Source organism: Paenibacillus auburnensis (genome assembly GCF_927798115.1).
In the GTDB taxonomy this organism is placed as follows: domain Bacteria; phylum Bacillota; class Bacilli; order Paenibacillales; family Paenibacillaceae; genus Paenibacillus_AQ; species Paenibacillus_AQ auburnensis.
Map to the genome: position 1 here is coordinate 501,687 of NZ_CAKMMG010000001.1, position 26,867 is coordinate 528,553.

24 protein-coding genes are annotated in these 26,867 nt (G+C 49.2%); 16 read left to right on the forward strand and 8 right to left on the reverse strand.

Translation table 11 applies throughout. The features are described from left to right. Positions 1–80: 80 nt before the first annotated feature. The 5 genes from L6H70_RS02300 to L6H70_RS02320 are packed head-to-tail and all read left to right on the forward strand — an operon-like array spanning position 81 to position 5,038. Positions 81–848: a sugar phosphate isomerase/epimerase family protein gene (locus L6H70_RS02300; protein WP_236329374.1), complete on the forward strand. Its 768-nt coding sequence runs from the start codon at positions 81–83 to the stop codon at positions 846–848. Next, on the forward strand, positions 841–1,941 hold the full coding sequence (locus L6H70_RS02305; protein ID WP_236329375.1) for a Gfo/Idh/MocA family protein: 1,101 nt from the start codon (positions 841–843) through the stop codon (positions 1,939–1,941). The genes L6H70_RS02300 and L6H70_RS02305 overlap by 8 nt, the downstream gene beginning before the upstream one ends. 39 nt (positions 1,942–1,980) lie before the next feature. After that, positions 1,981–3,051, forward strand: a complete 1,071-nt coding sequence (locus L6H70_RS02310; RefSeq protein ID WP_236329378.1) for a Gfo/Idh/MocA family protein — start codon at positions 1,981–1,983, stop codon at positions 3,049–3,051. A 37-nt stretch (positions 3,052–3,088) separates the two neighbouring features. After that, the gene (locus L6H70_RS02315) at positions 3,089–4,057 is read left to right on the forward strand and encodes a sugar phosphate isomerase/epimerase family protein (protein WP_236329380.1); all 969 of its coding nucleotides are present in this window, start codon (positions 3,089–3,091) and stop codon (positions 4,055–4,057) included. 6 nt (positions 4,058–4,063) lie between these two features. Continuing rightward, positions 4,064–5,038 carry a phosphotransferase family protein gene (locus L6H70_RS02320; RefSeq protein ID WP_236329382.1) on the forward strand — a complete coding sequence of 325 codons (975 nt, stop codon included), beginning with the start codon at positions 4,064–4,066 and terminating at the stop codon, positions 5,036–5,038. A 54-nt stretch (positions 5,039–5,092) separates the two neighbouring features. On the opposite strand, the gene fabV is transcribed toward L6H70_RS02320, so the two are convergent. After that, on the reverse strand, positions 5,093–6,283 hold the full coding sequence (fabV, locus tag L6H70_RS02325; protein ID WP_236329384.1) for an enoyl-ACP reductase FabV: 1,191 nt from the start codon (positions 6,281–6,283) through the stop codon (positions 5,093–5,095). 322 nt (positions 6,284–6,605) lie between these two features. On the opposite strand from fabV, the gene L6H70_RS02330 reads away from it, so the two are divergent. Beyond that, a complete protein-coding gene (locus L6H70_RS02330; protein WP_236329386.1) occupies positions 6,606–7,676 on the forward strand; it encodes an ABC transporter ATP-binding protein in 1,071 nt (356 codons plus the stop codon). A 223-nt stretch (positions 7,677–7,899) separates the two neighbouring features. After that, the gene (gene abnB, locus L6H70_RS02335) at positions 7,900–9,318 is read left to right on the forward strand and encodes an arabinan endo-1,5-alpha-L-arabinosidase AbnB (protein WP_236333070.1); all 1,419 of its coding nucleotides are present in this window, start codon (positions 7,900–7,902) and stop codon (positions 9,316–9,318) included. Positions 9,319–9,382: 64 nt separating this feature from the next. Here the strand turns inward: abnB and fabF are convergent, their stop codons facing one another. Further along, positions 9,383–10,618 carry a beta-ketoacyl-ACP synthase II gene (gene fabF, locus L6H70_RS02340; protein ID WP_236329388.1) on the reverse strand — a complete coding sequence of 412 codons (1,236 nt, stop codon included), beginning with the start codon at positions 10,616–10,618 and terminating at the stop codon, positions 9,383–9,385. A gap of 146 nt (positions 10,619–10,764) precedes the next feature. Between fabF and L6H70_RS02345 the strand changes: the two genes are divergently transcribed. Both L6H70_RS02345 and L6H70_RS02350 read left to right on the forward strand, forming a co-directional pair. Beyond that, positions 10,765–11,601: a helix-turn-helix transcriptional regulator gene (locus L6H70_RS02345; RefSeq protein WP_236329390.1), complete on the forward strand. Its 837-nt coding sequence runs from the start codon at positions 10,765–10,767 to the stop codon at positions 11,599–11,601. A 127-nt stretch (positions 11,602–11,728) separates the two neighbouring features. Further along, positions 11,729–12,832 carry a citrate synthase/methylcitrate synthase gene (locus L6H70_RS02350; protein ID WP_236329392.1) on the forward strand — a complete coding sequence of 368 codons (1,104 nt, stop codon included), beginning with the start codon at positions 11,729–11,731 and terminating at the stop codon, positions 12,830–12,832. 129 nt (positions 12,833–12,961) lie between these two features. Here the strand turns inward: L6H70_RS02350 and L6H70_RS02355 are convergent, their stop codons facing one another. After that, positions 12,962–13,249, reverse strand: a complete 288-nt coding sequence (locus L6H70_RS02355; RefSeq protein WP_054940336.1) for a hypothetical protein — start codon at positions 13,247–13,249, stop codon at positions 12,962–12,964. A gap of 166 nt (positions 13,250–13,415) precedes the next feature. Further along, entirely contained in the window at positions 13,416–14,585 is a 1,170-nt protein-coding gene (locus L6H70_RS02360; RefSeq protein ID WP_236329394.1) for an MFS transporter, read from the reverse strand. Positions 14,586–14,723: 138 nt separating this feature from the next. Between L6H70_RS02360 and L6H70_RS02365 the strand changes: the two genes are divergently transcribed. Next, positions 14,724–15,488 (forward strand): exodeoxyribonuclease III, encoded by a 765-nt coding sequence (locus tag L6H70_RS02365; protein WP_236333072.1) that lies wholly within the window; start codon positions 14,724–14,726, stop codon positions 15,486–15,488. A gap of 92 nt (positions 15,489–15,580) precedes the next feature. Here the strand turns inward: L6H70_RS02365 and L6H70_RS02370 are convergent, their stop codons facing one another. The 3 genes from L6H70_RS02370 to L6H70_RS02380 are packed head-to-tail and all read right to left on the reverse strand — an operon-like array spanning position 15,581 to position 19,755. Beyond that, positions 15,581–17,044 carry a serine hydrolase domain-containing protein gene (locus L6H70_RS02370; protein WP_236329395.1) on the reverse strand — a complete coding sequence of 488 codons (1,464 nt, stop codon included), beginning with the start codon at positions 17,042–17,044 and terminating at the stop codon, positions 15,581–15,583. Between the two features lie 39 nt (positions 17,045–17,083). Beyond that, positions 17,084–18,625 (reverse strand): amidase family protein, encoded by a 1,542-nt coding sequence (locus L6H70_RS02375; protein ID WP_480243755.1) that lies wholly within the window; start codon positions 18,623–18,625, stop codon positions 17,084–17,086. Then, positions 18,622–19,755 (reverse strand): VanZ family protein, encoded by a 1,134-nt coding sequence (locus L6H70_RS02380; RefSeq protein ID WP_236329397.1) that lies wholly within the window; start codon positions 19,753–19,755, stop codon positions 18,622–18,624. The genes L6H70_RS02375 and L6H70_RS02380 overlap by 4 nt, the downstream gene beginning before the upstream one ends. Positions 19,756–19,983: 228 nt before the next feature. Between L6H70_RS02380 and L6H70_RS02385 the strand changes: the two genes are divergently transcribed. From L6H70_RS02385 to L6H70_RS02400, 4 genes are all read left to right on the forward strand, one after another. Then, positions 19,984–20,331, forward strand: coding sequence for a hypothetical protein (locus L6H70_RS02385; protein WP_236329400.1), 348 nt, complete (start codon positions 19,984–19,986; stop codon positions 20,329–20,331). A gap of 178 nt (positions 20,332–20,509) precedes the next feature. Continuing rightward, positions 20,510–21,742 carry an aminopeptidase gene (locus L6H70_RS02390; protein ID WP_236329402.1) on the forward strand — a complete coding sequence of 411 codons (1,233 nt, stop codon included), beginning with the start codon at positions 20,510–20,512 and terminating at the stop codon, positions 21,740–21,742. A gap of 161 nt (positions 21,743–21,903) precedes the next feature. Then, positions 21,904–22,437, forward strand: a complete 534-nt coding sequence (locus L6H70_RS02395) for a sigma-70 family RNA polymerase sigma factor (protein WP_236329404.1) — start codon at positions 21,904–21,906, stop codon at positions 22,435–22,437. Beyond that, positions 22,430–23,560 (forward strand): DUF4179 domain-containing protein, encoded by a 1,131-nt coding sequence (locus tag L6H70_RS02400; protein ID WP_236329405.1) that lies wholly within the window; start codon positions 22,430–22,432, stop codon positions 23,558–23,560. The genes L6H70_RS02395 and L6H70_RS02400 overlap by 8 nt, the downstream gene beginning before the upstream one ends. A 323-nt stretch (positions 23,561–23,883) precedes the next feature. Here the strand turns inward: L6H70_RS02400 and L6H70_RS02405 are convergent, their stop codons facing one another. Further along, a complete protein-coding gene (locus L6H70_RS02405) occupies positions 23,884–24,435 on the reverse strand; it encodes a hypothetical protein (RefSeq protein WP_236329407.1) in 552 nt (183 codons plus the stop codon). Positions 24,436–24,662: 227 nt separating this feature from the next. Between L6H70_RS02405 and L6H70_RS02410 the strand changes: the two genes are divergently transcribed. Together L6H70_RS02410 and L6H70_RS02415 are read left to right on the forward strand one after the other, a co-directional pair. Next, positions 24,663–24,992 (forward strand): antibiotic biosynthesis monooxygenase, encoded by a 330-nt coding sequence (locus L6H70_RS02410; RefSeq protein ID WP_236329410.1) that lies wholly within the window; start codon positions 24,663–24,665, stop codon positions 24,990–24,992. A 479-nt stretch (positions 24,993–25,471) separates the two neighbouring features. Continuing rightward, complete coding sequence (locus tag L6H70_RS02415; protein WP_236329413.1) at positions 25,472–26,713, forward strand: sugar ABC transporter substrate-binding protein; 1,242 nt, start codon at positions 25,472–25,474, stop codon at positions 26,711–26,713. The last annotated feature ends 154 nt before the right edge of the window (positions 26,714–26,867 follow it).

Consider the following 26,867-nt stretch of genomic DNA (forward strand, 5'->3'; position numbering starts at 1 on the left):
GTGACTAACCAAGTGAGTCTGATATAAGACAGCAACAGTGTTTATGTACATTAATTCTATACCAAATAGGAGTGGGAGCAATGTTAAAACTTGGCCTTCAGCTATATACACTTAGAGAAGAATTGGAACAGGATTTCGAAGGAACACTGCGAAAAGTAGCTGACCTGGGCTATGCCGGGGTGGAATTTTATCACTTTTTTGGCCGGACAGCGGAGGAAGTAAAGGGGCTGCTTCAGGAAACTGGACTGGTCGCTCTTGGAGCACATCGTCCGTATGATGCCATGCTGAATGATACGGAACAGGAAATCAGCTTCAATCTGGAGATTGGCAACCGCAACCTGATTATTCCTTATCTGACCGAAGAGCAGCGAAACTGGGAAGAGGTCGTTGCGAATTTCCGCATCATTGGAGAAAAGTGCAAAGAACGTGGTGCGGTTTTTTCCTATCATAATCATGATTTTGAATTCACGCAGTCCTTTGGAGAGCGCACCGCCTTCGACGGAATCTTCGAAGAGGTACCGGCTGAGCTGCTTCAAGTGGAAATGGACACCTGCTGGGTCTATTACGGAGGCTATGATCCTGTAGCTTACATTCAAAAGTATGCCGGACGCCTGCCGATCATCCATCTGAAGGACATGAAGAAACTCGAAGATGGGTCAGCTGAAACCGTAGTACTGGGAGAAGGGGAAGTGAATCTTCCGGCAATCCTGGAAGCTGCGGCTCAGGCCGGTGTCGAATGGGCAGTAGTGGAGCAGGATTTCTGCAGCCGCTCGCCGCTTGCAAGTGTAGAAGACAGTATGAAATGGGTTAAAGCCTATGCCAATCAAGGAGGAAAAATTCATGTCTAACAAACTCAAAATTGCTATTATCGGTTGCGGTGGAATCGCAAACGGCAAACATATGCCAAGCTTGTCCCGTCAGAGTGATGCTGAAATGGTAGCCTTCTGCGATATTATTGAAGAACGCGCCCAGGAGGCTGCCGACAAGTATGGCGCCGAAGGTGCTGCAGTATATACTGATTTCCGCGAACTTTTGGCAACAGGCGGATTTGATATCGTGCATGTATGTACACCGAATGATAGCCATTCAGAAATTACAGTAGCTGCGCTCGAAGCGGGTAATCACGTCATGTGCGAGAAGCCGATGGCAAAGACCACTGCCCAGGCTCAGGAGATGCTGGATGCGGCCCGCCGCACCGGCAAAAAATTGTCGATCGCATATCAGAACCGCTTCCGGTCAGACAGCGAATATTTGAAAGGAATGTGCGAAAGCGGAGAACTCGGCGACATCTATTATGGTAAGGCGATTGCGCTGCGCCGCCGTGCTGTTCCTACCTGGGGCGTATTCCTGGACGAAGAGAAGCAGGGCGGAGGCCCGCTGATCGATATCGGTACACATGCACTTGATTTGACCCTGTGGCTGATGGATAATTACAAGCCGCGTATGGTTGTAGGATCGACCTTCCACAAGCTCGGCCAGCGTAAAAATGCCGCCAATGCCTTCGGTCCGTGGGACCCGGAGCAATTCAAGGTGGAAGACTCGGCCTTCGGCTTTATCACCATGGAGAATGGGGCAACCATCTCGCTCGAATCCAGCTGGGCGCTGAATGTCTCCGAGTTTGGTGAAGCCAAAACGCTGCTGGCAGGTACCGAAGGCGGCGCAGATATGAAGGACGGACTGCGGATCAACGGAGAACGTGCCGGACGGCTGTTCGAAACTAAAGTAGATCTTTCCTCTGGCGGTGTTGCCTTCTACAGCGGCTCAGCTGAGACTGAGGCTGACCGTGAAGCCCGCTTATGGCTTGAGGCGGTGAGAGAAGATAAGGATCCGGTTGTGTTACCGGAACAGGCTCTTGTCGTTACCCAGATTCTTGAGGCTGTGTATGAATCTGCCCGCACCGGCCGTGCTGTATATTTTGACGGAAGCTCGGACAACGAATAGAATTAATATGGAAACATCAGACAAACAGGAGTGGAATTCATGAGTTCAAAGAAACATACTATAGTCATCGTTGGATATGGCGGCATGGGCAGCTATCATGCCCAGCTAATCGGAGAAAATGAGCATCTGGAAGTAGCAGGCTCATTTGACCCGCTGCGGGCAAGGCAGGAAGCATCGGAGGCAGCAGGCTACAAGGCTTATGCGAGCTATGAGGAAGTGCTTTCAGATCCCGCTGTTGAGGTTGTACTGATTGCTACACCGAACGATGTGCATAAAGAAATTGCCGTCCGGGCACTGCAAGCCGGCAAACATGTTGTCTGCGAGAAGCCCGTCGCCATGTCTTCGGATGAGTTTAAGGAAATGATTGCGGCAGCGGATGAATCCGGCCGTGTGCTGATGGTCCATCAGAACAGACGCTGGGATGAAGATTTCCGTGTGATCAAACAAATGTACGAGACGGAAACGATCGGGGCGTTGTTCCAGATCGAATCCCGCGTCCATGGGGCTAACGGCATTCCGGGCGACTGGCGGCATGTCAAGGAGCAGGGCGGCGGCATGCTGCTGGACTGGGGTGTGCATTTGCTGGATCAGCTGCTGTTCATGATTGACAGCAAGGTAATCAGCGTGTCCAGCACCTTGAGTTACATTCTTGGCAATGATGTCGACGACGGATTTGAAGCGGTTCTTCAATTTGAAAATGGCATCAAAGCCATCGTAGAGGTCGGCACGACCAACTTTATCACTTTACCGAGATGGTATGTTAAGGGGATAGAAGGTTCGGCCGTAATCGAGGACTGGTCTTTGAACGGAAGAATCGTCACCCGCAACAGTGAAAGCGAGCACCGGGAGCCGACTCCGATCCGTGCCGGTGTAGGTCTCACTAAGACAATGGCTCCGCCGTCGGAAGGCTCAACGATTACTGAAGCGCTGCCTCCGGCAGCCGAGCTACCGGACGGATTCTATAATAATTTTGTGGCCGTAATTGAAGGCAATGCTGAACCTATCGTAAAGAATGCGGAAGTGCTGCGTGTACAGAATCTGATCGAGGCGATTTTTGCAGCCGCTGAGAAGAACGAGGTCATTAAAAATTTTGACACTTATGAAGCATAAGAATTAACAAATATTATCGACGAGAGGCGGCAGGTCAATGAAACTTGGAGTATTTATGGTACTTTTCGGCGGTCGCAAGCTGGAGGACGCGCTGGATTATGTAGTTTCCAAGGGACTCAAAGCGGTTGAGATCGGCACTGGAGGCTATCCGGGCAACAGTCACTGCGATCCTAAGCTGCTGCTGGAGGATGAAGCGCTACTTGGAGAATTCAAGCAAAGAATCGAATCGCGCGGTCTAATCATCAGTGCGCTCAGCTGTCACGGCAATCCGCTGCATCCGCAGAAGGAGCTTGCGCTTAAGGATCATGAAGATTTGGTTAATTCCATTAAGCTGGCCCAAAAGCTGGGAGTACAGGTGGTCAACACCTTCTCCGGCTGTCCGGGTGACCATGAAGGTGCAAAGTACCCGAACTGGCCGGTTGCCCCTTGGCCGAATGATTATCAGGAGATTCTGACTTGGCAGTGGGAGAATAAAGTCATTCCATATTGGAAGGAAATGGGCGAGTTTGCAACGCAGCATGGCGTGAAGATCGGCCTGGAGCTGCACGGCGGCTTCTCGGTGCACACACCGGCTACTCTACTGCGCCTCAGAGAGGCTGCAGGGGAGGCTATCGGTGCTAACCTTGATCCGAGCCATATGTGGTGGCAGGGTATTGATCCGGTACAGGCGATTCATATTCTCGGACGTCGTGGAGCGATTCACCATTTCCATGCCAAGGATACAGTTATTGATCCGGTCAATGTTAACATGTACGGATTGACTGACATGCAGTCCTATGGCAATATGCTGGACCGCGCCTGGCAGTTCCGCTCCGTGGGCTATGGACATGATGTGAAGACATGGGCTGATATTATCAGCGCCCTCCGTCTGGTCGGTTATGATTATGTAGTCAGTATTGAGCATGAGGACGGCCTGATGTCCATTGAAGAAGGTTTCTCCAAGGCCGTCGATAATCTCCGGCAGGTGCTGATTGAGGAACCTCTCGGCGATATGTGGTGGGTGTAGCCCTTTATGGAGAGCTTCACTAAGGTCAAACTGGATGACCGGCAGCTCGGGATGCTGGTTCTCTCCGCCTTTGCTGCGGACTTGACCATCGTCTCCAGTACGGAGCTGACGGGCGGATTTTTTAATACCGCTTATGATTTGTTGCTCAGTGACGGGAGGTCTGTCATTCTGAAGGTCGCTCCTTCGGAGGAAACGCAGACTTTGAGTTATGAGAAGGACATTATGCGGGCTGAAGTGGAAGCAATGCGGCTCGTCGCGGCAGGGGGCAAAGTTCCGGTCCCTGCCGTCTACAGCTTTGACGAGAGCCGGAGCTTAATCCCCTGTCCTTATTTTTTCATGGAGAAGGTTGAAGGCCAGCCATATAGTGAAGTCAAAGAAAGTTATTCGGCTGGGCAGAGAGCCGGGGTTGAGGCTGAGCTTGGCCGGTATCAGCGGCTGATTAATGAAATTACGGGACCGGGCTTCGGTTTGTTCGGACAGGATACAGTGGGAGCCCCGGCTTCGTGGCGGGATACGTTTACTGCTATGATATCCAATCTTCTTACAGATGCACGGAATCTGGATGCAGTCTTGCCGGTACCCGAAGAGGAAATCAGGCAGGAGCTGGAGCATTATCTGCCTGCGCTGGATGAGGTGACAGAACCGCGCCTGATTCACTGGGATCTGTGGAATGGCAATCTGTTTGTTAAAGATGGTGTAATTGTATCTATTATTGACTGGGAGAGGGCGCTGTGGGGGGATGTGCTGATGGAGTATTACTTCAGGCACTTCGAGCATTCACAGGCCTTTATTCAGGGGTATGGGCAGACTTTTGACAGTCCGAACGAACTTCTCCGTAAGAAGCTCTATGATTTCTATCTTGACCTGATCCTGGTGATTGAGTGTTATTCCAGGCAGTATAAAGATGACAATCATGTACGGTGGGCTGCAGAGAATCTGGCGGAAAGCTGGAAGTCCTTCAAACATATCAATGCTTCCTAAGTATGAATCAAGAAGGCCGGATCTCGCTCATAGCGGGTTCCGGCCTTCTTGGTTTCAGAACTGGTTGGGGATGCTGACATGAGGATTCGTATCAGCTTCGTAATTAACGCCATCAGTTTCAAAGCCGAATAGCTGGAAGAATTCCTTCCTGTAGCCGGCAAGATCGGACAGCTCATAAATATTCTCAGTGGTGATTAGGGGCCATAGCCGGTCCACTTCTGCCTGAACAGAAGGCTTCAGCTCCCAATCGTCGATGCGGATCCGGCCTTCTTCGTCAACAGAAGTGCCTTCGAGCGAATACAAGCATTCTGTGAAGAGGCGGTAAGCCTGCTCAATGCAGCCTTCGTGAAGCCCCTGAGCTTTCATCACCTTGTACAGGAGAGAGGTGTAGAGCGGGACTACAGGAAGCGCTGAACTGGATTGGGTCACCAGCCCTTTACTGACAACGACATAGGCTCTGCCACCTTGAACAGCAAGTTGCTCATTAATCAGCCGTGCGGTGGCCTCGAGGTGGTCTTTGGCCTGGCCGATGCTGCCTTTGCGGTAGATTTCCTGAGTAAGTTCAGGTCCAATATAGGAGAAAGCAAGGGTCACTGCATGATCAGCCAGAACTCCCGCTTCCCGGAGACTGTCAATCCACAGCTGCCAGTCTTCTCCGCCCATGACATGGACGGTACTTTCAATCTCTAAATCTGTAGCAGGGTCTATGGTTACAGGGCTGACTTCACCTGTGTGAAAGTTTACCGTCTTGTTCGTATAGGGCTGCCTAACCGGCTTCAGAACGGAATTATACACTTCACCGCTTACAGGGTCTGTCCGGCGTGCAGTAGCTACACTGTAGATCACGAGATCGACCTGTCCCAGCTCGCGCTTGATCAGCCGGGTGGTCCGGTCCTTGGTCTCCTTGGTAAAGGCATCGCCGCACACACTGTAGGATCGCAGGCCTGCGTCAAGCGCTGACTGCTCGAAGGCTGCCGAGTTATACCATCCGGCGGACGCGGTACGCGTGTCAGTAGCTGCACTGGGGCGGTATACACCTACCGTCGCAGCTCCGGCACCAAAGGCTGCAGCGATTCTCGAGGCCAGGCCGTATCCGGTTGAGGCACCGATGACCAGTACATTGCGCGGACCTTGTACCGTAGGCTTACCCTTTATATACTCTATCTGCTCTTGAACCTGCCGGGCACAGCCCACGGGGTGGGCAGTCGTACATATGAAGCCGCGAGTGCGTGGTTTGATGATCATGAAGGAGTCATTCCTTTCTTATTTAAGAGGGTAATTGTTAATTTAGTATGACATAACACAAGACTATATTATAGTTAACAGCTTTCAAGGATCCATTTTTGTTATAGTAATAATTATGGATTCTACAACAGTTGACCTATCCGATGATCTGACTCAGCTTGTGAAGGACTAAGAAGAGGGAAATCTGACATGAATTTGGGATGATTCATTTTCAGAAAGCTCTTGACTAAGAGGCATAAAAATAGATAAAATAATACTTATTGCCTATCTATATACTGAGAATCATTATCGTACTTTTGAAAAGAGCAGAGAGGGTGACAGGATGGAGCGCCTTTTAGAGGTAAAAGACTTAGCAATTTCATTCAAAACACGCGGCGGAGAGGTTCAAGCGATCCGTGGTGTTAACTTTCATGTGAATAAAGGTGAAACACTGGCGATTGTAGGCGAATCCGGTTCCGGTAAAAGCGTAACTTCCCAAGCGGTCATGAAACTTGTTCCTCAGCCGCAGGGGCAATACAAACGCGGTCAAATCTTGTTCGACGGACAAGACCTGATTCCGAAAACCGAAAAGCAAATGCAGAAAATCCGCGGTAAAGAAATCGGCATGATCTTCCAGGATCCAATGACTTCCCTGAATCCAATGATGAAGGTCGGCAAGCAAATTACCGAAGTGCTGTTCAAACACGAAAAAATCTCCAAGGATGCTGCTTATAAACGTGGTATCGAGCTGTTGGGCCTGGTAGGTATTCCGTCACCGGAACGCCGTTTCCAGCAGTATCCGCATGAGTTCAGCGGCGGGATGCGTCAGCGTGTCGTAATCGCTATGGCACTTGCGGCCAACCCTAAGCTGCTGATTGCCGATGAGCCGACAACTGCGCTTGACGTAACCATCCAGGCACAAATTCTTGATCTGATGAAGGATCTGCAGAAGAAAATCGATACAGCGATCATCTTTATCACCCATGACCTTGGTGTAGTTGCCAGAATGGCTGACCGTGTAGCGGTTATGTACGCCGGTCAGATTGTTGAAATGGGTACTGCTGAAGAGATTTTCTATGATCCTAGACATCCTTACACTTGGGGCTTACTTGCTTCCATGCCAAGTCTGGAGAGCAAAGGTTCCCTGCTTACAGCTATTCCGGGAACACCTCCCGATCTGATCAAGCCGCCTAAGGGTGATGCATTTGCTCTGCGCAGCACTTATGCTATGGCGATTGACATGGAGAAGGAGCCTCCGATGTATAAAGTATCGGATTCCCACCTGGTGAAATCCTGGCTGATGCATCCGATGGCTCCGGCTGTCGAGCCGCCTGAAGTGGTGAAGAAGAGACAGCGTGTAATGCCGAATGCTTATCCTCAGCCAATTTTGGTAGAAGGCAACAGCGTGTATTAATTATCGGTTTAAGTTTATACTAATAAGATTAGCGTCAGTCCGTTATACGGATTGGCGCTTTTTTGCGCGATAAACGTGTAATTCAAGTGGGTTTAGGCAGTTTTATACTTTATAAAAGTATGAACTAATATTAATATATATAAATAAAAGTATTGACTATTTTTCTTTTTCACAGCACAATGTAAGGGTATACATAGGAGGTATTCTCATGAAAAAACGCGCAATGACCACATTATTATCCTTAACGCTGTTATCCGGCTGCAGTGGCAGCGGCGGCGGGGCGCCTGAGTTCAAGAATGTTTCGGTGCATGATCCTTCCGTCATCAAGGTGGAAAATACTTATTACGTATTCGGTTCCCATCTGGCTTCGGCCAAAACCAAGGACCTGATGTCATGGGAACAGATTTCTTCCATCGTAGAAGACGGTAATGTACTTATTCCGAATGTCACCGAGGAACTCAGCGAAACCTTTAATTGGGCGCAGTCAAACACGCTTTGGGCGCCGGATGTCATTCAACTTGCTGACGGCAAATTCTATATGTACTATGATGCCTGCAAGGGAGATTCACCTCTATCAGCAATGGGGATTGCAGTATCTGATAAGATTGAAGGGCCCTATAAGGATCTGGGAATTATTCTGAAGTCTGGTATGACCGGGGTAGGCGATGACGGTGAACTGTATGACGCTACCGAGAAGCCAAATGTAGTAGATCCGGATGTGTTCTTCGATAAGGACGGAAAGCTGTGGATGGTATATGGTTCATATTCAGGCGGGATCTTTATTCTGGAGCTTGACCCGGCTACGGGCTTCCCGCTCCCCGATCAGGGGTACGGCAAGAAACTGCTAGGTGCGAATCATGCCCGGATTGAAGGACCTTATATGTTATATAGCCCTGAAACCGATTATTATTACCTGTTCCTCTCGTTCGGAGGGCTGGATGCTAATGGAGGTTATAATATCCGTGTAGCCCGCTCCAAGAATCCTGACGGACCTTTTGAAGATTCCCAGGGTCAAGCCATGATCGATGCTAAAGGTAATCCGGACAAGTTATTCGATGATCCGGTCTATTCACCTTACGGTGTGAAGCTAATGGGTAATTTTGAATTTATGAACAGTGATTCGGAACCGGCCGTAAGCGGGGAAGGATATGTATCGCCTGGACATAATTCGGCGTATTATGATGAGAAAAGCGGCCAATACTATCTCATCTTCCATACACGGTTCCCTTACCGGGGAGAAGAGCATGAAGTACGGGTCCATCAGATGTTTATGAATGAGAATGGATGGCCGGTAGTAGCTCCACACCGCTATGGAGGCGAAAAGATTGGAACTTATGCTGCCTCAGATATCACCGGTGAGTACAAATACGTAAACCACGGGAAGGACATTACTCCAGAGATTGTCGAGTCACAAATGATTGAGCTGACTGCTGACGGTAAGATCACTGGAGCTGTAACAGGCACGTGGAGCTTAAGCGGGGAACATACTGCTAAGTTAACGGTGGAAGGAAAAGAATACAGCGGTGTCTTCCTGAAGGAGTGGAATGAAGCAGTGAACGGCAATGTGATGACATTTACCGCTCTTTCCGAAGAAGGAATTGCTGTCTGGGGAAGTCACGTATTAACAGAATCTAAGGAATAGTTGAAAAAATACTGTAACAGCAACCTCCGGAGCAACGTATTGACGTTGTCCGGAGGTTGTTGTGTTACTGAAACTTCTTAACCACGATTACTGCATTGTGTCCCCCGAAGCCAAAAGAATTAGATACCCCAATATTCACTTCTGCAGTACGTGAGTGGTTTGGCACATAATCGAGGTCACAGATTTCGTCAGGTGCCTCCTGGTTGATTGTAGGCGGTATCAGACCTTCCTGGATACTCTTGATCATAGCAATAGCTTCCAGTCCACCAGCCGCACCGAGGGTGTGTCCGGTCATTGATTTATTCGCGGTTACAGGAATACGGTAGGCAGCTTCGCCGAACAGCTTTTTAATAGCGGTTGTCTCTGAACGGTCGCCGATTAAGGTACTGGTCGCATGTGCACTGATCAGGTCTACTTCCTGCGGTTGTACCCCGGCCTCCTGCAGTGCCAGCTTCATCGCCTGGTAGGCGCCAATTCCTTCGGGATGGGTTGCAACCATGTGGTAAGCATCTGAGCTGGCCCCGTAGCCTATAACCTCTGCATGAATGACGGCATTTCTGCGCAGGGCGTGCGAGAGCGACTCCAGAATCAGAATAGCGCCGCCTTCGCCGATCACAAATCCGTCCCGGTTGCCGTCAAACGGCCGGCTGGCTTTCTCCGGCTCATCATTGCGGGTCGACAAGGAAGTCGCATTGCCAAAGCTGGCCAGTGCAATTTCTGAAATTGCCGCCTCAGCGCCCCCGGCAATAACACAATCCGCACCGCCATAGCGTATCAGCCGGAATGCTTCTCCAATCGCGGTATTTCCGATCGAACAGGCGGTCACCGGTGACAGCGTAGGGCCAAGCGCCCCGAACCTGATACTGATCGATGCTGCAGCCATATTAGAGATCAGCATAGGAATTAGAGTCGGACTGACCCTTTCCGGTCCGCGGGTCTTGAGCAGCTCTGCCTGCTCCATCAGTGTATTTATTCCACCAACACCTGAACCGACATACACGCCGAGGCGTTCCCGGTCAATCTTCTCCAGCTGCAGGCCGGAATCAGCCCATGCTTCCTCAGTCGCTGCCAGTGCAAACTGGGTAAACCTGTCCATCCGGCGGGCTTCCTTGCGGCCGAATCTCGCTTCCGCATCAAAGTCCCGAACCTCTCCGGCAATCTTGCTTTTGAAGTGTGATGTATCAAATGAAGTGATCGGGGAGATCCCCGATTCACCGGCGCTTAAGCGTCTCCAGAATGGTTCTACCGAGTTACCGAGTGGTGAAATTAAGCCCATGCCTGTAATGACTACCCGTTCCATATGAATCCTCCTCGAGTCTTTTGAATACTTCCCTGTACGGGGTATAACTGTATTTTTCCACTTTGCTTATCCTATTACAAGTTGTGGTTTATACTAGTATAATTACTACTATAGTAAGATCATTAATTTGAAGGGCGGCATAGAATATGTCCAATCAGACCAGATTGCAGGCCTTGTCTAATTTCCTGAAATCGCGCCGAGCTGCGATAACGCCAGCTTCAGCGGGACTCGCGGAAGGAACCCGCAGAAGGACTCCGGGACTGAGAAGAGAGGAAGTTGCACAGTTAGCCGGAGTAAGTAGTACGTGGTACACCTGGCTGGAGCAAGGGAGGGATATTAAAGTATCTCCTTCTGTGCTGGAATGTATCGCGGGTGCGCTCAGATTGACCAAGGATGAACGGAATTATCTGTTTGCCCTGGCGCTGGAGAATGGCCCAGGCATGGCCGCGTTCCAGCAGGAGGAGGCTTCTGTGATCAGTCCGTCCCTGCAGAAAATTCTGCAGGAGCTCACAACCTGCCCGACGATTATTTCGGACCGCCGCTGCGGGATTGTCGGCTGGAATGAGGCGGCGGCGCATGTCTTTCTGGATTTTGCCCAGCTTCTGCCGGAAGAGCGCAATATGATCCGCCTATTGTTCGTGCGCAAGGAATTCCAGCGGCTGGCCGTGAATTGGGAGCAGTTCGTCAGGGGGTTTTTGTCTATTTTCCGGGCGTATTACGGGCAGTATGTGGAAGACAGCTGGTATGACGATTTTATCGCGGAGATGAAAGCACAGCACCCTGCTTTTCATGAGCTGTGGGAGGAGAGCCGGGTCAGCAGTGCACCGGACGTGGTGCTGGAATTCCGTCATGCCAAGGCGGGGAAAATGCTGTTTCACCTTACCTCACTCCAGGTGCATGGCAGTAAGGATTTACGCTGCAGCATCTATACTCCGGCTAAGGATTCCAATACGGAAGCCAAGCTGAAACAGTTAATGAAATAGCTTAGTATAAGATTGATAAAAAAAATTTATGCATTCATAAAAAACAATAAATATGCAATATCGAGTTTCCGGCATATACTTTTAATGTGATGTTAACTTTCAGATGAGCGGAAAAGGAGCTAGTATGATGGCAAAGGTGACCGGATTAGAAGGCGTAGTTGCAGGAGAAACAGATATTGGATTAGTGGATGGCGAGAAAGGGCATCTGGTCTATCGGGGCTACTGGGCGAAAGAGCTTGCAGTCAGCAGAAGCTATGAGGAAGTGGCTTATTTGCTGTGGAACGGGCATTTGCCGGATCCGGGCGAATTGGAGAAACTTAAGCAAGATATGGCTGGAGCGAGAATAATCCCGGATTATTTGAGAGGAATGATTGATTTGCTTCCTCCAACCGTTCCTATGATGCTAGTGCTGCAAAGCGCTGTAGCAGCCTTAGGAGAACCGGTGAATGCGACCTGGCCGCCGACACTTCCACAGGCGCTCCGGTTAACCTCGGTGCTGCCGACAATTATTGCTTACCGATACCGCAAATTGAATAACCTGCCGGTTATTGAGCCGCTTGCCGAGCTGGGGCATGCCGCCAATTATTTGTATATGCTGAAAGGGCAAATCCCTGAAGAAGCCCATGTACGGGCTCTCAGCGCCTATCTGATTCTTTGCATGGAACATGGTATGAATGCTTCGACCTTTGCATCCCGGGTCGTCCTCTCCACAGAGTCAGATATGTGCGCGGCTGTATGCGGGGCTATCGGAGCGATGAAGGGCCCGCTGCACGGCGGAGCACCTTCCGAAGTCATTGCTATGCTTGAGGACATCGGAACAATGGACCGGGCTGAGCCGTGGATCCGCGCTGTACTTGACAACGGAGGCAAGATTATGGGCTTTGGACACCGGATCTATAAGACGAAGGATCCGCGCGCGGAAGCGCTGATGATTGCGACCGTAGAGATGAACGGTAAAGACCCGTCCTTTGATCTGGCCATTCATGTCGAGCACACCGCTATCCGTTTGCTGGAGGAATACAAACCGGGCCGCCGATTATTCACCAATGTAGAGTTTTATGCTGCGGCCATTCTGCGTGCTTTGCAGCTGGACCCTGAGATCTTTACTCCAACCTTTACGGCGGGAAGAATTGTCGGCTGGACATCGCACATTCTTGAGCAAGCGGCGAATAACAGAATATTCCGTCCTCAATCCGTATATACCGGGCCAATGCCTGATCTCGAAGCCTAATAGGTTTGAAGAAACCATGTGAAAGAGCTGCATAATCTAGCAAAAAAACACCCCTGACCGCTTAGCGGCCAGGGGTGTTTGATAGAGGGAATGCTCATGAGTGAGTATGGCGGATACTATGGTGTTCCCTTAGAAGTCTGATGTTGCGATTTCAATGGTGCCGAAAACTGCGCCGGCAGCTGTGCTTAACAGCGCGGCAACCAGCAGCAAGTTTACTGACAGCGTAAGGCTGTTCAGTGCAGGAATAGTGTAAGTGACTACTGGAGCATTTACCCGATAGATAACGAGATCGACGGGAAATGCCGAGCCGTTGTTAACAGTAACAGCAGCGTTAATGCCTCCGGCAAGATTCTCGTAATAGGATTTACCTACCGATGGAGCCAGATTGAAGTATTGAATCGGTAATAAGATAGCCATCATGATGACCTCCTTTGTGTTTGATAGAATATCATATTCAGTAAATCTATGAGTGTTATAACGGATGTCTTGGGAGATTCGCACATTTTAATAGGCTGCTGCGTCCATAAAAGAACAGCCCCTATCCGAAATGGATAGAGGCTGCTAAAGAAGAGGGTTTTTTGCCCTATGAAGAGACCTTCGGTTCTACTTCATTAGAACGATTGCCGTAAGTCCGGTAAAGAGCCAGACCGAAGAGGGTTCCGGCTAACGACATTACTGACACAAACAGATAAAAGCTTCTTCCTCCAAAGGAACCATACAGCGCACCTCCCGCATAGGAAGCCAAAATTCCTGACACTCCGAAGAACAAAAGAGCCAGTACCGTTTGACCTGTGGCCCGCCATTCTTCCGGCACAATGCGGTACAAATACTGGATGGCCGCCGAGTAGAAGACCGGGAAAGTAAAGATCTGCATAACCTGAAGGTAGGCCAGCAAGTACGGGTCTGTGATCCAGGCGGAGAGAAAAAAGCGGATAAAATAACATGCACCCGCGAAACTGATAATCTTCAGTTCCTTACCCTTGCGCAGCCACCAGAAGCTCAGAGCGAAGACCAGAATTTCGCTGATTGCCGCCAGAAAAAATGACTGGCCTATGAGTGCTGCACTGCCGCCAAGATCCAGCAGGGTCACTCCTAAAAAGGTATCGTTCATTCTTGCCGGCACGGAGATAATGAACACCAGCAATAGGAACAGCAGGGTCTCCTTATTGCTGAAAAAATGCCTGAGGCTGTTCAGTGTGACCGGTTTCCCTGATACCGGTGCATCTGGCATCTTCCAGCTGACTAGAAAGGCCAGCAGACAGCTGCCGGCAAACAGCAGGCCCAAACCACGCGCTCCTAAATAATACATTACATAACCGGTAAGCAGAGCCATGATGCCGTATCCCAGTGCACCATAGGTGCGGATGGAACCATAGCTGATACCGCTAGCCTCGGCAATCCGGAAATTGAGGCTCTCTGTCAGCGGGTCGATCGGCATTAGAAAGAAATAGAGCAGCATCGCGAGCAGAATGAGCTGTATATAGCTGCTGGAGTCATACAGGAAGTAGCCGGTGATAGCCGAGCACAGCAGTAGCAGAAGAAGCACTTTGCGGATCGTCTTCGTCCGGTCACTGATCATACCCCATAAAGGCTGGGCGATAATAGTGATGAACCCGCCTGTCCCGATTACCAGACCTATCTGTGCCGGGGTCAGGCCCTGATCATCTAAATAGACCGGCAGGAAGGGGATAAACATGGCCAGCAAGGCAAAATACAGAAAGTTAAAGCTTCGGAGCAGAATGGATGTGTTCATAGATTTAGAAACCCTCGCGTTTTTCATAGAATAATTAGAGGCAAGCCCAGTTATTGTATCATGTCTATGAACTCCAATCAGCTTAGAATATGTTACACTTGGAATAATTCTAGTGAAAATGTAAGGAGAATGACGATGATCAAACTGGTGTCCTGGAATGTAAACGGCCTGCGGGCCTGTGTGGGCAAGGGTTTTAACGAATACTTCAAAGAAAGTGCTGCCGATATTTTTTGTGTGCAAGAAACCAAACTCCAAGAGGGGCAAATTGTCCTGGAGCAGGGCGAAGAGTATTACCAGTATTGGAATTATGCCCAGAAGAAAGGCTACTCGGGAACAGCCGTGTTTACGAGAATCAAGCCCATCTCTGTAAGATACGGCCTTGAAGAGGATTCTGAACCTGAGGGCCGGACGATCACTTTGGAATTTGACAGCTTCTATCTCGTAAATGTCTATACTCCGAATGCCAAAAGGGATCTGACACGGCTGGATTACAGAATGGAATGGGAGGACCGTTTCCGCACCTATCTGCTGGAGCTGGATAAACGCAAGCCGGTCATTGTTTGCGGGGACCTTAATGTTGCCCACGCCGACATTGATCTGAAGAATGCCAAGTCTAACCGGGGGAACTCCGGGTTCACCGATGAAGAACGCGGACGGATGACTATCCTGCTGGAATCGGGTTTTATCGATACCTTCCGGTATTTTTATCCGGAGACAGAAGGAGCTTATACCTGGTGGTCCTATATGCCAAAAATAAGAGAGCGGAATGTCGGCTGGCGGATCGACTATTTCCTGGCCTCTTCACGGCTTGCGCCGCATCTGATCGATGCAGCCATCGACTGCAATGTACTGGGAAGTGACCATTGTCCGGTAGTGCTCACAATGAAGGGCCTGGAAGCTTAATAGATATCCAGTTAGGTATTAATACAAAAGGCTATGTATCCCTTAAGGAATGTCATAGCCTCTTGTTTTGTTAGAAGGTTAAAAGCTGCAATTTACTCTATGAGATAGCCTGCGACAGAAACCGGTTCATTTGGCCCCATGGCCACATTGAAGGACTGTGTGAGTTGAATCGATTTCTCTTTTACGGTTATTTCTGCTGTGATGCAAAAAGGCGTTTCCACAAGCTGCATCGTCAATTGAAGTTTGTCCACTGCCGCCCAGGTGAAACTGGCCATTATGGCATTGGAACCCGAAGAGCTTGGCATCATATTTGCGGAGTTTGCTGTCCATTCCTCCCGCCCAAAAACTACACTCTGACGCACTGAACGATCTTGAATAGTCACAACAGCTTCATTCCCGCTAAAAGAAACTTCAAGTGAGTCGCTATCCAGCTCGTTAGCTTCCAGCTTATAGACTTGGCCGTTCAAGGTGCTTTCCAGGGTTGAAGACCGGATACATCGTGGCGGCACAATCTGCAGTGTGCGGAGCTGAGCAGCCAAGTCTGCCGCTGCAGAAGAGTGCTCTTGAAGTATAGGGGCAGAATTCATGGCCGGAAGTAGAAGCTCCCAGACAGCATCCATCACCTGCTGCGTCTCATTCGTACCGCTGGTAACCACCAGAACCGCATCCTGCTCCGGCATTATGATACAGAGCTGGCAAAAGGCACCATCTGCACGGAAGGCGCCATGCCGGCAATTCCAGAACTGATACCCGTATCCTTGAGACCATTCCCCGCTGTCCGGGCTGCCGTCACCATTCGCAATTTGCTTAGAGGTTGCAGCAGCGACCCATTCCCTGGAGAGAATCTGCCGGTCATTCCACTGTCCCTGTTGTAAGTACAGCTGCCCGAATTTGGCAATATCCTCTGTAGTGAGATTTAACCCGTACCCTCCGGTGTTGATCCCGCGCGGACAGCTTTCCCAGGTGGGATCCTTAATGCCCAGCGGAGTGAACAGCCTTGGAGCGAGATACTCCAAGAGTGTCTGGCTGGTTACCTTTTGCAGAATGGCAGAGAGCATATAAGTAGCTCCGGTATTATAGAGGAAATAACTACCGGGTACCTTCTCAACCGGAAGCTGAAGAAAGGCTCTGACCCAATTGCCGTCATGGGACTGCAGCATGTCGGTCATTGTATCCATGGTGTGGCCGGTACCCATCATCAGCAGGTGGCTGATGTTCATCTGTGCCAGGTTATCACCAGGCTCTGCGGGGGATTCGTCAGGAAAAAAAGAAACCACCTTATCTTCCAGGGATAAGAGCTGTTCTGAAACTGCCAGTCCGATGGCCGTAGCTGTGAAGCTTTTGCTGAGTGAAAACAGCATGTGAGGAAGTTCGGATCTGTACGGAGACCACCAGCCTTCTGCAACAACATGGCCATGTCTTAGAAACATCAGGCTATGCAGCTCGATGTTCAGGTTCTTAATCCGGTCCAGAAATGCAGATACCGCGGTTGAGCGGATACCTTGTTCCTCGGGAAGACTTCTTGGCATTGGAGATAAAGTTCCGGTCATGTTCATGTTCACAGCTCCTCATGGGATAAATGAATAATGGCTTGTTTATTTAGACAGGCGGGGCGGGAAGCGCCGCCTTGACGCCTGTTCAAATCCATATGCGATCGAGATCAACGTTGGCTCACTAAAGGCTGTACCGGAGAAGGTGACGCCATGCGGGCCTTTGGTAAGATATCCTCCTGGTGTAACGATTCCATTGGCTGCAAAGCCGGCGGGAACTGTAATGAGCGGATAACCTGCTCTGGCAGCCAGATCTGTTCCGTGAAACCCGGGGAACATCAGGGCATCCAGCTGATATTCCTTTAAGGCATAATCTATTCCATGATCACGTGCCTGCTCGCGGGATAGGCGAAGCTGTTCAAGGTACATTTCTTCCGTAATACCTTCTCCGGACTGTTCCAGCCATTCTAACGTGCCTTGCCCGTATTTCAGAGCTTTATCACTATGCGTGTTGTTATAGGCGATAAGCTCGCTCAAGCTATGTACGGGTACTGACCCGGCAAGTCCGGCCAGATACTGGTTCAGGCCTCTTTTAAACTCATATTGCAGCATGACCGGACTCCATTCACGGTTAAGACAGGGAAGCTCAACGGGATCAACGATCACAGCGCCTTGTTGTTCAAGAAGCTCAATCGCTTCTGCCATAATAGCCATTACTTCTTCATCGAGCTCATGATAGATTGCCCTAGGGATACCTATCCGCACCCCTTGCAAATACGCCGTATCCAAAAAAACCGTGTAATCTGCTATTGTTCTCTCCCGGGCTGTTCCGGATACCTGAGTGTCTGGTTCATCCTGTCCGGTCATCGCTCCCAACAGGACAGCTGCATCGGAGACTGTCCTGGCCAGCGGTCCTGCGGTATCCTGGCTGCCGATGCCGGGAATGATTCCAGCCATGCTGACGAGTCCCGCGGTTGGTTTAATTCCTACTATACAGTTCTGGCTGGCCGGCCCGATAATCGAGCCGGAAGTTTCCGTCCCTACGGCCGCGGCAATGAGATTGGCTGCAACGGAAGCCGCACTGCCGGAGCTGGAACCCCCTACGAACAGCTCGCCGGGTCCGTAGGGGTTGAGGACGAGCCCGCCGCGTGAACTGTACCCGGCCCACATCCCGGGAGCCATAAAATTAGCCCATTCCGTCATATTGGCCTTCCCGAGAATAATGGCACCTGCAGTGCGCAGCCGGCTGATGACCGCAGCGTCCTGAACTGCCGTTGACTCAGCCAACGCAATTGACCCTGCACTTGTGTGAAGTTTATCTGCAGTGTCTATATTGTCCTTAATAAGAAGCGGAATGCCGTGCAGGCTGCTGCGGGCTCCCGATAATTGCCGCTCTTTATCAAGCTGGCGGGCAATATCCAGTGCATCGGGATTGAGCTCCAGCACGGAGTTAATGAGCGAATCATACCTGTTGATCCTATCCAGATAAAGGCTCACCAGTTGTTCAGCAGTTAACGAGCCTTTGTTCATTTCAGCCTGCATGGCGGCGATATCTGCTTCAATAATCCATTCCTGAAAGGCAAGGCTGCCGTCCTTATTGTTTAAGTTAGTCTTAAATTGGTTCACCGGATAGATTCTCCTTTTCATTTAAGGGATAACGGTAACTCTGCTGTGTCTGCCTGCTGCTGTTTCTCAGGCCAGGTAATGATATTCCGGGTCCGGCTTAATCGTTCGTAGAACAACGGCTCCTTCTTAAACATGCTGATGACTAGATGAATAAGGAACAGCAGATCTGCCAGCAGCACTATTCCACGGGCCGGACCGGATATATCCGGTCCAAGGGTGTTTACCCATGCCGAATTAAACTGCAGAATATTCATGCCGAACGTTCCTCCATAGAGCAGAACGTATCTTAGGGCAATCATCCAAGGCCGGAGGCTGCTGCTGCAGCCCTCTACACGGATACGTACAATCCATTTCCCAATGGTCTGTCCCCGGGTCCAGCATGGAATCAGCAGGAAGTATACCCCAAGTACGATCCATAAAGGGCAGGGAACCGGGAACAGGCTTAGTATACCGGCAGCGGTCAGCCACACACAGGCGTCCAGCATAAAGGCGATGCCCCTACGGGTATAAGTGACACGTTTTGTACTAAGATTCGCCCTGCTGTCCAGTTGGTCAATTCGGGGCAGCAGTCCCGAAATCCGGAGTGCAATTCTGAATCCGGCAATTCCGCCAAGTGTATTGGTAATCAGATCATCGACATCAAAAATCCGGTACGGATTGTCAAAGAAACCGTATATGCCGGTAATTTGCGTTATTTCAAACGATAATGAAAGCACAAAGGAGAGCAGAATGCACACTACCCAGCGGGTGCGGAAATAGTAGCCCAGGAACATGCCGAAAGGAACCGTCAATACAACATTGAATAAAGCTTGAAAAAAGTCGGGGTTGCGAAAAATCGTCAAATAGGTGGACGGCTGGTCAACCGATAAACTGCTGCTGCGCAGAATTTCTCCGATAAATTGCAGCGGCACAACCTGAATGCTGCTGCCTAATAAAGGCAAATTGTGTCTGGAGGAAGGGAAGGGCAGCATAATCAGATAGAAGGCATTCAGTAAATAGAGCAGCAGCAAATAGAGCACCAACGCCCGAAGCTTGTGGATATAACCATGCCGCCGGTATTGGACTATCAGGAAGGGCAAAGTGAAGAGCATCGCCGCGACCGGAAAAGACATAAAGGCATATGAGATCGGAAACAGATACGAAGTGAACATGACCCACCTGCTGTCAACTAATTTTGGCGGAGTATGCATCATTTTACCGGCAGCTTAGCTTAGGTAATCCGAATAAATGCTCCGCAGTCAGTTAGACGCTGTATCCGTCCGGATTCACTGCAGGTATCCAATATCATTATAGAATTATCTGGAAAATGGCTCTATGTATTTAATCAATATATTTAATCTCTCCGGCATACATATGTTAGGAGAGGAGCGTGAGCAAGAATGGAAAAGAAAGTGCAGCAATACTATAAACTGAAGTCCAAACAGAAGGATATCGAGAAGGAGCTGGCTGAACTCAGACAGGAGATTCTGGCCTATTGTGCGGATCAGGGGGAGACGGAGAAGGTCATCGGCAGCTATAGAGTGAAGCTTGTTACGCAGAACCGCAAAGAATATGACGATGAAAAGCTCTACAACACGCTGGCTGACCCGCAGGTGTGGCGGCTGCTCTCCAAGGCGGACCCGTCGAAGGTCGCCAGTCTGGCGAAGCTTAATGTGATTGCTGAAGAGAAGCTGGCGGGTACGTACACGGTGAAGGAAGTTACTTTATTACAGGTGGATAAACAGTAGGACAGAAATGGATTTTTTAAGAGGCGGTTCTTCAGCGGAACTGCCTATTTCTTTTGTCTGAAAAATTTTCGGCCAATGGACAATTAATCGCCATAGCCCTCATTTTGCGTTAAAATAGCTACTGGAGCTTATTTTGAGGATAGCCATAGATCAGTCAGAGATGGAGGAAGCGAAAATAATGAAGGATTTTGAGTTGATGCTGGAGAAATATGCGGATCTGGTAGTAAAGGTTGGAGTGAATGTGCAGCCAGGGCAAGTGCTGATGATTCATTCGCCTTTGGAAACGGCTGAGCTTACGCGCCTGATCGTAGGCAAAGCCTATGAAGCCGGTGCGAAATATGTAATGGTGGACTGGGATGACGAGGCGGTTACGCGTATCCGTTATGAGAAGGCACCAGCTGATTCTTTCGGTTATTACCCGCAGTGGCATGCCGACATGCTCGAAGGGTTCGCCGAAGAGGGCGGTGCCATTTTACATATTAAAGTACCTGATCCGGAGCTGTTCCGCGGAATTGATTCCGCTAAGGTCTCCACAGCCGTCAAAGCTGCAGCTATAGCCCGCAAGAAATACCAGAATTACACGCGCAGCAGTAAAATCAGCTGGTCGCTGATTAAAGCACCGACACGCGCCTGGGTGGACAAGGTGTTCGCGGATCTTCCCCGGGAAGACCGTATTGATGCGATGTGGGAAGCTGTTTTCCAGATGAACCGTGTGGGGACTGAGGACCCGGTAGCTGCCTGGCGTGAGCATATTGCCCAGCTAAAGCAGAGCCAGGACCGGATGAATGCCAAGCGGTACAAAAGCCTGCATTACCGCGCTCCGGGCACGGACCTGCATGTGGAACTGCCCGAAGGACATCTCTGGAGGGGCGGAGGCGGTGAGAACGGCAGCGGCGTGTATTTTGTGGCGAACATGCCTACAGAGGAAATCTATACCATGCCGAATCGGACCGGGATTAACGGCACTGTAACCAGTACACTTCCGTTGAACCTGAATGGCCGTCTTGTGGACGGGATTACGTTTACCTTCACTGATGGCAAGGTTACTGCTTATGATGCTGTTTCCGGACGTGAGCATCTGACCTCCCTGCTGGAGACCGATGAAGGAGCATCTTATCTGGGTGAAGTGGCTTTAGTGCAGCATGACTCACCCATTTCAAGACTGAACAGAGTGTTCTATAACACCGGTATTGATGAAAATGCTTCCTGCCACTTTGCGCTGGGCAGCGCGTATCCGGTAAATATCGAGGGCGGCGTAGGCTTAAGCAGTGAAGAACTGCTGGAACGCGGCGCCAACGTCAGCCTGACCCATGTTGATTTCATGATCGGCTCAGCTGAGCTGGATATCGACGGTGAACTGGCTGATGGAACCATCGAGCCCGTGTTCCGCAAAGGGAACTGGGTGCTGTAACGAAGATCTGACTATATCAATATTCTCACGAGAGAGCCGTTCCCGCTGGGAAGGGCTCTCTTTTTTGCCAGGGAATGAGTAAGTGAATTTACATAAAGGGAAAACCGTTTGTGGACACGCTCCGTCTTATACATTGTAAGGATAGAGAGAGGAGGGGCGAGATGACGATGTCGGGCGTGGAGATGAAAAGGTTAACGGGTGCTGCATCCAGTGAGGAGTTGCGGTTTTATGAAGCTGTGATGGAGCATAGCGATAAGCTGTACCAGATTGCCTACAGCTATTTGGGCAACCGGGCTGATGCGCTGGAGGCGGTGCAGGAGACAACCTGCCGTGCATGGATCAAGCGGAAGACACTCAAGGAACCCAGGGCTTTTAAAGCCTGGATCATCCGGATTCTGATCTATGTCTGTATCGATGAGCAGCGGAGAAGGAAACGAAGTGTGCCTACACCTGATGAGTATATGCATGAATCCATTACTGAGACTGATACCGGCAGGATGGAAATGCTCTGGGCTCTCGAACAGGTTAAGCCGAAATACCGCCATGTGCTGCTGCTCAAATATTATAATGATATGACGCTGGGGGACATTGCTGAATTGTTGAATAAGCCTGAGGGGACCATTAAAACCTGGCAGCACAAAGGACTGAAGCAATTAAGAGGCATTATGAAGGATCGGGGGGATTGGAATGATTAACAGCAGAGAAGAACAGGCCATGCTGTCGGATGCGGCCCGTCTTCAACGGCACATTCAAGCGGAACTAAGCAGCAGTGACTTAAGGATTGCGGTTCAAAGCGGAATGGAGCGGGGCATCCGGAATAGTAAACGGTCTGCGCTAACGACGTGCTCTTTGTTCGGGTTGGCAGCTGCTGCAGTAACCGCTATTTTGCTGTTTATAATCCCTATCATACACGAAGAACCCCGTACAGCGTTGGTCCCGCAAACAGTGAATTGGGGAGAGCTGCAGGCCTTTAAGGAATTAAATACTTACGATAATGACGCAGCAACTTTAGAATCCGCAATCCGTAACGATTACATCCAGCTGATTAACAAAAGTGCTGGAGCTCAGGGATATCGCATTACTTTGAACGCCGTAACAGCTGATGAGAATAAAATGACTGTTTTATATACCGCTACCACAGGTGAAGAGCAGGAATTGTATGGTGTCAGTAGCAGTAAAATGTATAACATTATAACCCAATCTTATCTAACCAGCAGCGGGGGGATGGGTGCTCATGACAAAGTGTTAGGCCAGGACAATTATCATAAGTTTTACGGGAAGACCGTGATTGTACTGGACCGGAGCAAACCATTTCCTAAGGAATTACAGGCGGAGTTTCAGATTGCTTCCGTAAACCCCGGCAAGATGGATGATCCCAAGACTGGCACCATCCTTGCGGATATGCATTACTCGCCAAGACTCAAGATCAGCTTCACGCTGGATCCTAAGTTTAAAAAGACAGTGACCAGAATTCTATATCCGGATAAGACCGTTATCCTTGATGGTCATGAAGTCTTACTTAGTAAGCTTGAATTGTCCCCGTTAATGATATCTGCACGGTTCACTCTAAAGAACCCAGATGAGAACAGCTGGGAAGCACGGCTGAAGATTAATGAGGCTTCCCTCAGAACGGTGATAAAGTCCAAGACTGAAGATGGTGTACTGGAGATGCCTATGGTTTCAGGGAACGGAACAGAGGACGGATTTGAGAAAGTGTATGCAAGTAATCTGTTGGATAATCCGGAATCTCTCATACTGGAGCTTACTACAAATACAAGTGATGAAGCAGTGAAACTGAGGATTAACCTTTCAAAATAGACGGGAGGCCTTTTGGAGTCAGTCTGATACTCGCCCAGTCTGACTCTAAAATAGGGAATGGATCATCTCATCGAATTCAGAAAAAGGTACACGTACTTCATTAATCTCCATAGCTATATCATTCCTTATTCTGAATGTCAGTTCCCCGGCAAAGATGGCGTACCCGTAATTGCGACTAAGGCAAAAAGGATGCAGGGAAGCGGTTATTATCCGGCGACATTCGCTACCATACAGGATAGGAAAGTGTAGATCGATATCCCCATACCCGCCTCTCTACTAAAAGCATCCACGTGATATACTGTTACCCCGCTCATCAGAACCTCCTATTTAATCCCGTTGTTGAATCTGAATACAAGCTTTGTTCCATCAAAGGTTTCTTCAACAGCTTCATGGTAATCGCCCTTTGTATAACCAGCTAAAGTCTTCCGCCAAAATTTCTGTCCGGTTATATTTTTTGCGGCTGGATTGGTGTACAGCTCCCACACCCCTGCAAAACGTTCAAATACCCGAAGTGCGGCTTGGGCTGCGAGTCCTGTCCCTCTAAACGGTTGAAGTACAAAAAATTCATTTACGAAAAAATCCACACCTTTAGCACAATGAGGCGGGGTGGCTATGAGCGCGAATCCTGCGGGGACCGAGCCAGCTTTGAATAAGAAAGGAAATAGGATTCCCGGTTTCTCCCACCATATATTTTGCGCATCATATTGCTGTGCCAAAGTCCGGATCTCCGGGTCGTCTTCAAAGATTCCATGCTGGTTCATCACTGTGCCTTCAGTAAATCCATAATGGCCGGATAGGTCATGCAGATAGAGCGGATAAAGGTTTTTAATAATATGTGCTTCATGCTGTTCAGCCAGTTCAACGGTGAGATTCATGATTTTCCTGCTTTCTGAAGTGATTAGTTAATATGTTCCAAGTGTATAAACGCTTAAACGCTTGAAGCAAGTGATTGTTTATTTTAAATTAAGAAATACTTGGAGAAGCGGGAGTGGAATTGATAACGATTATCAATTAGAATGAAACATAGATTGAATTTAACTAAAATTGCCTAGGCGGAGAAGAGTGACTCTTGCAGCTTAATGGCTCACTGGAGGTATAATCGATGTTCATTCAGACCAGATCCATTGTTGTTGAAAAAGGAAACAGTGATAAGGTCATTGAGAAATTCAGTGCACCGGGTGCGCTGGAGGAAATGCCGGGTCTCATTGATATCAGCGTAATGCTCAATAAGAAGGGCAAAGATAATGAGGAGGTGCTGCTGCTGATCCGCTGGGAATCCGAAGAGGTGTGGAAGAACTGGGAGAAAAGCGATGCGCATATCCAGGGGCACCGTAACAGCAGAGGACAGGAGAAACCGGCTTTTATCCTTAGTACAACCGTAAATATGTATGAAGTGCAGAAGATAAAAGAGGGTAAAGTTTACGGTAAATAGGTTTGTTTACAGGAGAAGATACTGCCAGAGGTTGCCCCAAAGTGGATTATTCCACAAAGGAGCCAGCCTCTGGTTTTTTACTGAAAGGCTAATCCATATATTTGATATTTTTCGCTACCTCCAGTAAGACTGGGAGATCTGTTTCTTATCCTACGGCTGGGATACGGAAAAAGTTTTTAGCTCAGCTACTTGAAATCGCTAACACATAGAATTATAATAAGTTTATCGAAACGATTCGAATTAATCATTCGATTAATCAGCTTTATGTTCAGCAGCGGCACTCATTCACTATTGGAAACGAGTAAATTGTCGATTTATCACCTGGATAATTGGTTAATAGTATCTGTGATGAAGGTGTGAACGCGAAAAACAACGAATCAACTCGAATTTTTTTTCGATAGTAATCGAAACGTTTCGATGTAAGGGCTTTAATCATAGTAATCTTACGTTTGGCTACACTAAAACAGGGGTGAAAGAGAATGAAAAAGAAAACTGGCTTTACCATTGCGTCACTGCTACTCTGCTTCTCCTTGGTTGCAGCAGGATGCGGCAACTCAGACAATTCGGCTTCCGGGGACAGCAAGACTCTGAAAGTATGGTTCATGGGTACATCGGATACCGTCAAGTCGATTGCTGAAATGTATGAAGCTAAGAATCCTGGAATTAAAGTAGATGTGCAAGCGATTCCCTGGGACACTGCCCATGATAAACTGCTGACAGCTGTAGCATCCAAAAACGGCCCGGACGTTGTCCAGATGGGTACGACCTGGGTACCGGAATTTGCGGCTGCCGGCGCGCTTAAAGATATGACTCCTTATATCGAACAGTATCCAAGCATGAAAGCGGAAAACTTCTTCGACGGTGCTGTAGAAACAACCAAGTATGAAGATCAAACCGTAGGTATTCCGTTCTATGTAGAGACCCGTGCGATGTTCTACCGGAAGGACCTGCTCAGCGAGGTTGGCTATCCTGAAGGCCCGAAAACTTGGGATGAGCTGAAGGATGCCAGTAAGAAGCTGGTCGAAAAAGGCGGAGCCGGACATTATGCTTTGCCGATTGAAGGAAAAGACTCCATCTTCCCTGTTATTTTTGCCTGGCAGAACGGAAGCGACATCATTGACAAGAACCGTCAGCCGCAGTTCAATCAGCCGGCGTATGTAGAAACGGTTAACTTCCTGAAGAGCTTCTATGATGAAGGTTTATCTCCAAAAGGTACGGACCTGGATACTGTGGCAGCCTTTAAAGACGGCACGATGGCGATGTTCATCAGCGGTCCTTGGATGATCCAGACGGTTAAAGAAAAGGCTCCGGAAATTGACGGCAAGTGGGCAGTAACTACGCTTCCGGCCAAAGTAACCAATACTTCATCCATCGGCGGTGCGGATCTGTCGATCTTCAATTACAGCAAAAACCCGGACGAAGCCGCTAAGTTCATAGCTTTCATGGCTGAACAGGAAGCACAGCTGAAATACTATGAAACTTCCAACTCCATGCCTGCATTGAAGGCTGCCTGGACGAATGAAGCGCTTAGTGATCCGATGATTGCCGCTTTCGGCAAGCAGCTGGAAAATTCACGTCCTGCTCCAACGGTAAAGGAATACGAGGAAATTGCCCAGGCGGCCATGGCTGCTTTTGAACAGATTACAATTGGCGGCGCAGACACGCAAACCGAGCTGGATAAATTGAATGATAAGGCCAATGAGCTCCTTGGCAATAAATAATATCTGATTTTCCTTCAGGCGGACTGCCGGGATCTCTCCATCTGAGGTTCCGGCAGTAGGCTTGTTTCTCTTCCCGAAGGAAGGCAGTGAAAGAACATGAAAGGGTGTGAGGCAAGTGAGTTCATTAGTGAAGCAATGGAACAAGCATAAATAT

Bases quoted from the DNA above. Each gene is read 5' to 3' on its own strand.
- L6H70_RS02300 (WP_236329374.1), top strand. From the start codon at position 81: ATGTTAAAACTTGGCCTTCAGCTATATACACTTAGAGAAGAATTGGAA.
- L6H70_RS02305 (WP_236329375.1), top strand. From the start codon at position 841: ATGTCTAACAAACTCAAAATTGCTATTATCGGTTGCGGTGGAATCGCA.
- L6H70_RS02310 (WP_236329378.1), top strand. From the start codon at position 1,981: ATGAGTTCAAAGAAACATACTATAGTCATCGTTGGATATGGCGGCATG.
- L6H70_RS02315 (WP_236329380.1), top strand. From the start codon at position 3,089: ATGAAACTTGGAGTATTTATGGTACTTTTCGGCGGTCGCAAGCTGGAG.
- L6H70_RS02320 (WP_236329382.1), top strand. From the start codon at position 4,064: ATGGAGAGCTTCACTAAGGTCAAACTGGATGACCGGCAGCTCGGGATG.
- fabV (WP_236329384.1), bottom strand. From the start codon at position 6,283: ATGATCATCAAACCACGCACTCGCGGCTTCATATGTACGACTGCCCAC.
- L6H70_RS02330 (WP_236329386.1), top strand. From the start codon at position 6,606: ATGGAGCGCCTTTTAGAGGTAAAAGACTTAGCAATTTCATTCAAAACA.
- abnB (WP_236333070.1), top strand. From the start codon at position 7,900: ATGACCACATTATTATCCTTAACGCTGTTATCCGGCTGCAGTGGCAGC.
- fabF (WP_236329388.1), bottom strand. From the start codon at position 10,618: ATGGAACGGGTAGTCATTACAGGCATGGGCTTAATTTCACCACTCGGT.
- L6H70_RS02345 (WP_236329390.1), top strand. From the start codon at position 10,765: ATGTCCAATCAGACCAGATTGCAGGCCTTGTCTAATTTCCTGAAATCG.
- L6H70_RS02350 (WP_236329392.1), top strand. From the start codon at position 11,729: ATGGCAAAGGTGACCGGATTAGAAGGCGTAGTTGCAGGAGAAACAGAT.
- L6H70_RS02355 (WP_054940336.1), bottom strand. From the start codon at position 13,249: ATGGCTATCTTATTACCGATTCAATACTTCAATCTGGCTCCATCGGTA.
- L6H70_RS02360 (WP_236329394.1), bottom strand. From the start codon at position 14,585: ATGAACACATCCATTCTGCTCCGAAGCTTTAACTTTCTGTATTTTGCC.
- L6H70_RS02370 (WP_236329395.1), bottom strand. From the start codon at position 17,044: ATGAACATGACCGGAACTTTATCTCCAATGCCAAGAAGTCTTCCCGAG.
- L6H70_RS02375 (WP_480243755.1), bottom strand. From the start codon at position 18,625: ATGAAAAGGAGAATCTATCCGGTGAACCAATTTAAGACTAACTTAAAC.
- L6H70_RS02380 (WP_236329397.1), bottom strand. From the start codon at position 19,755: ATGTTCACTTCGTATCTGTTTCCGATCTCATATGCCTTTATGTCTTTT.
- L6H70_RS02385 (WP_236329400.1), top strand. From the start codon at position 19,984: ATGGAAAAGAAAGTGCAGCAATACTATAAACTGAAGTCCAAACAGAAG.
- L6H70_RS02390 (WP_236329402.1), top strand. From the start codon at position 20,510: ATGAAGGATTTTGAGTTGATGCTGGAGAAATATGCGGATCTGGTAGTA.
- L6H70_RS02395 (WP_236329404.1), top strand. From the start codon at position 21,904: ATGACGATGTCGGGCGTGGAGATGAAAAGGTTAACGGGTGCTGCATCC.
- L6H70_RS02400 (WP_236329405.1), top strand. From the start codon at position 22,430: ATGATTAACAGCAGAGAAGAACAGGCCATGCTGTCGGATGCGGCCCGT.
- L6H70_RS02405 (WP_236329407.1), bottom strand. From the start codon at position 24,435: ATGAATCTCACCGTTGAACTGGCTGAACAGCATGAAGCACATATTATT.
- L6H70_RS02410 (WP_236329410.1), top strand. From the start codon at position 24,663: ATGTTCATTCAGACCAGATCCATTGTTGTTGAAAAAGGAAACAGTGAT.
- L6H70_RS02415 (WP_236329413.1), top strand. From the start codon at position 25,472: ATGAAAAAGAAAACTGGCTTTACCATTGCGTCACTGCTACTCTGCTTC.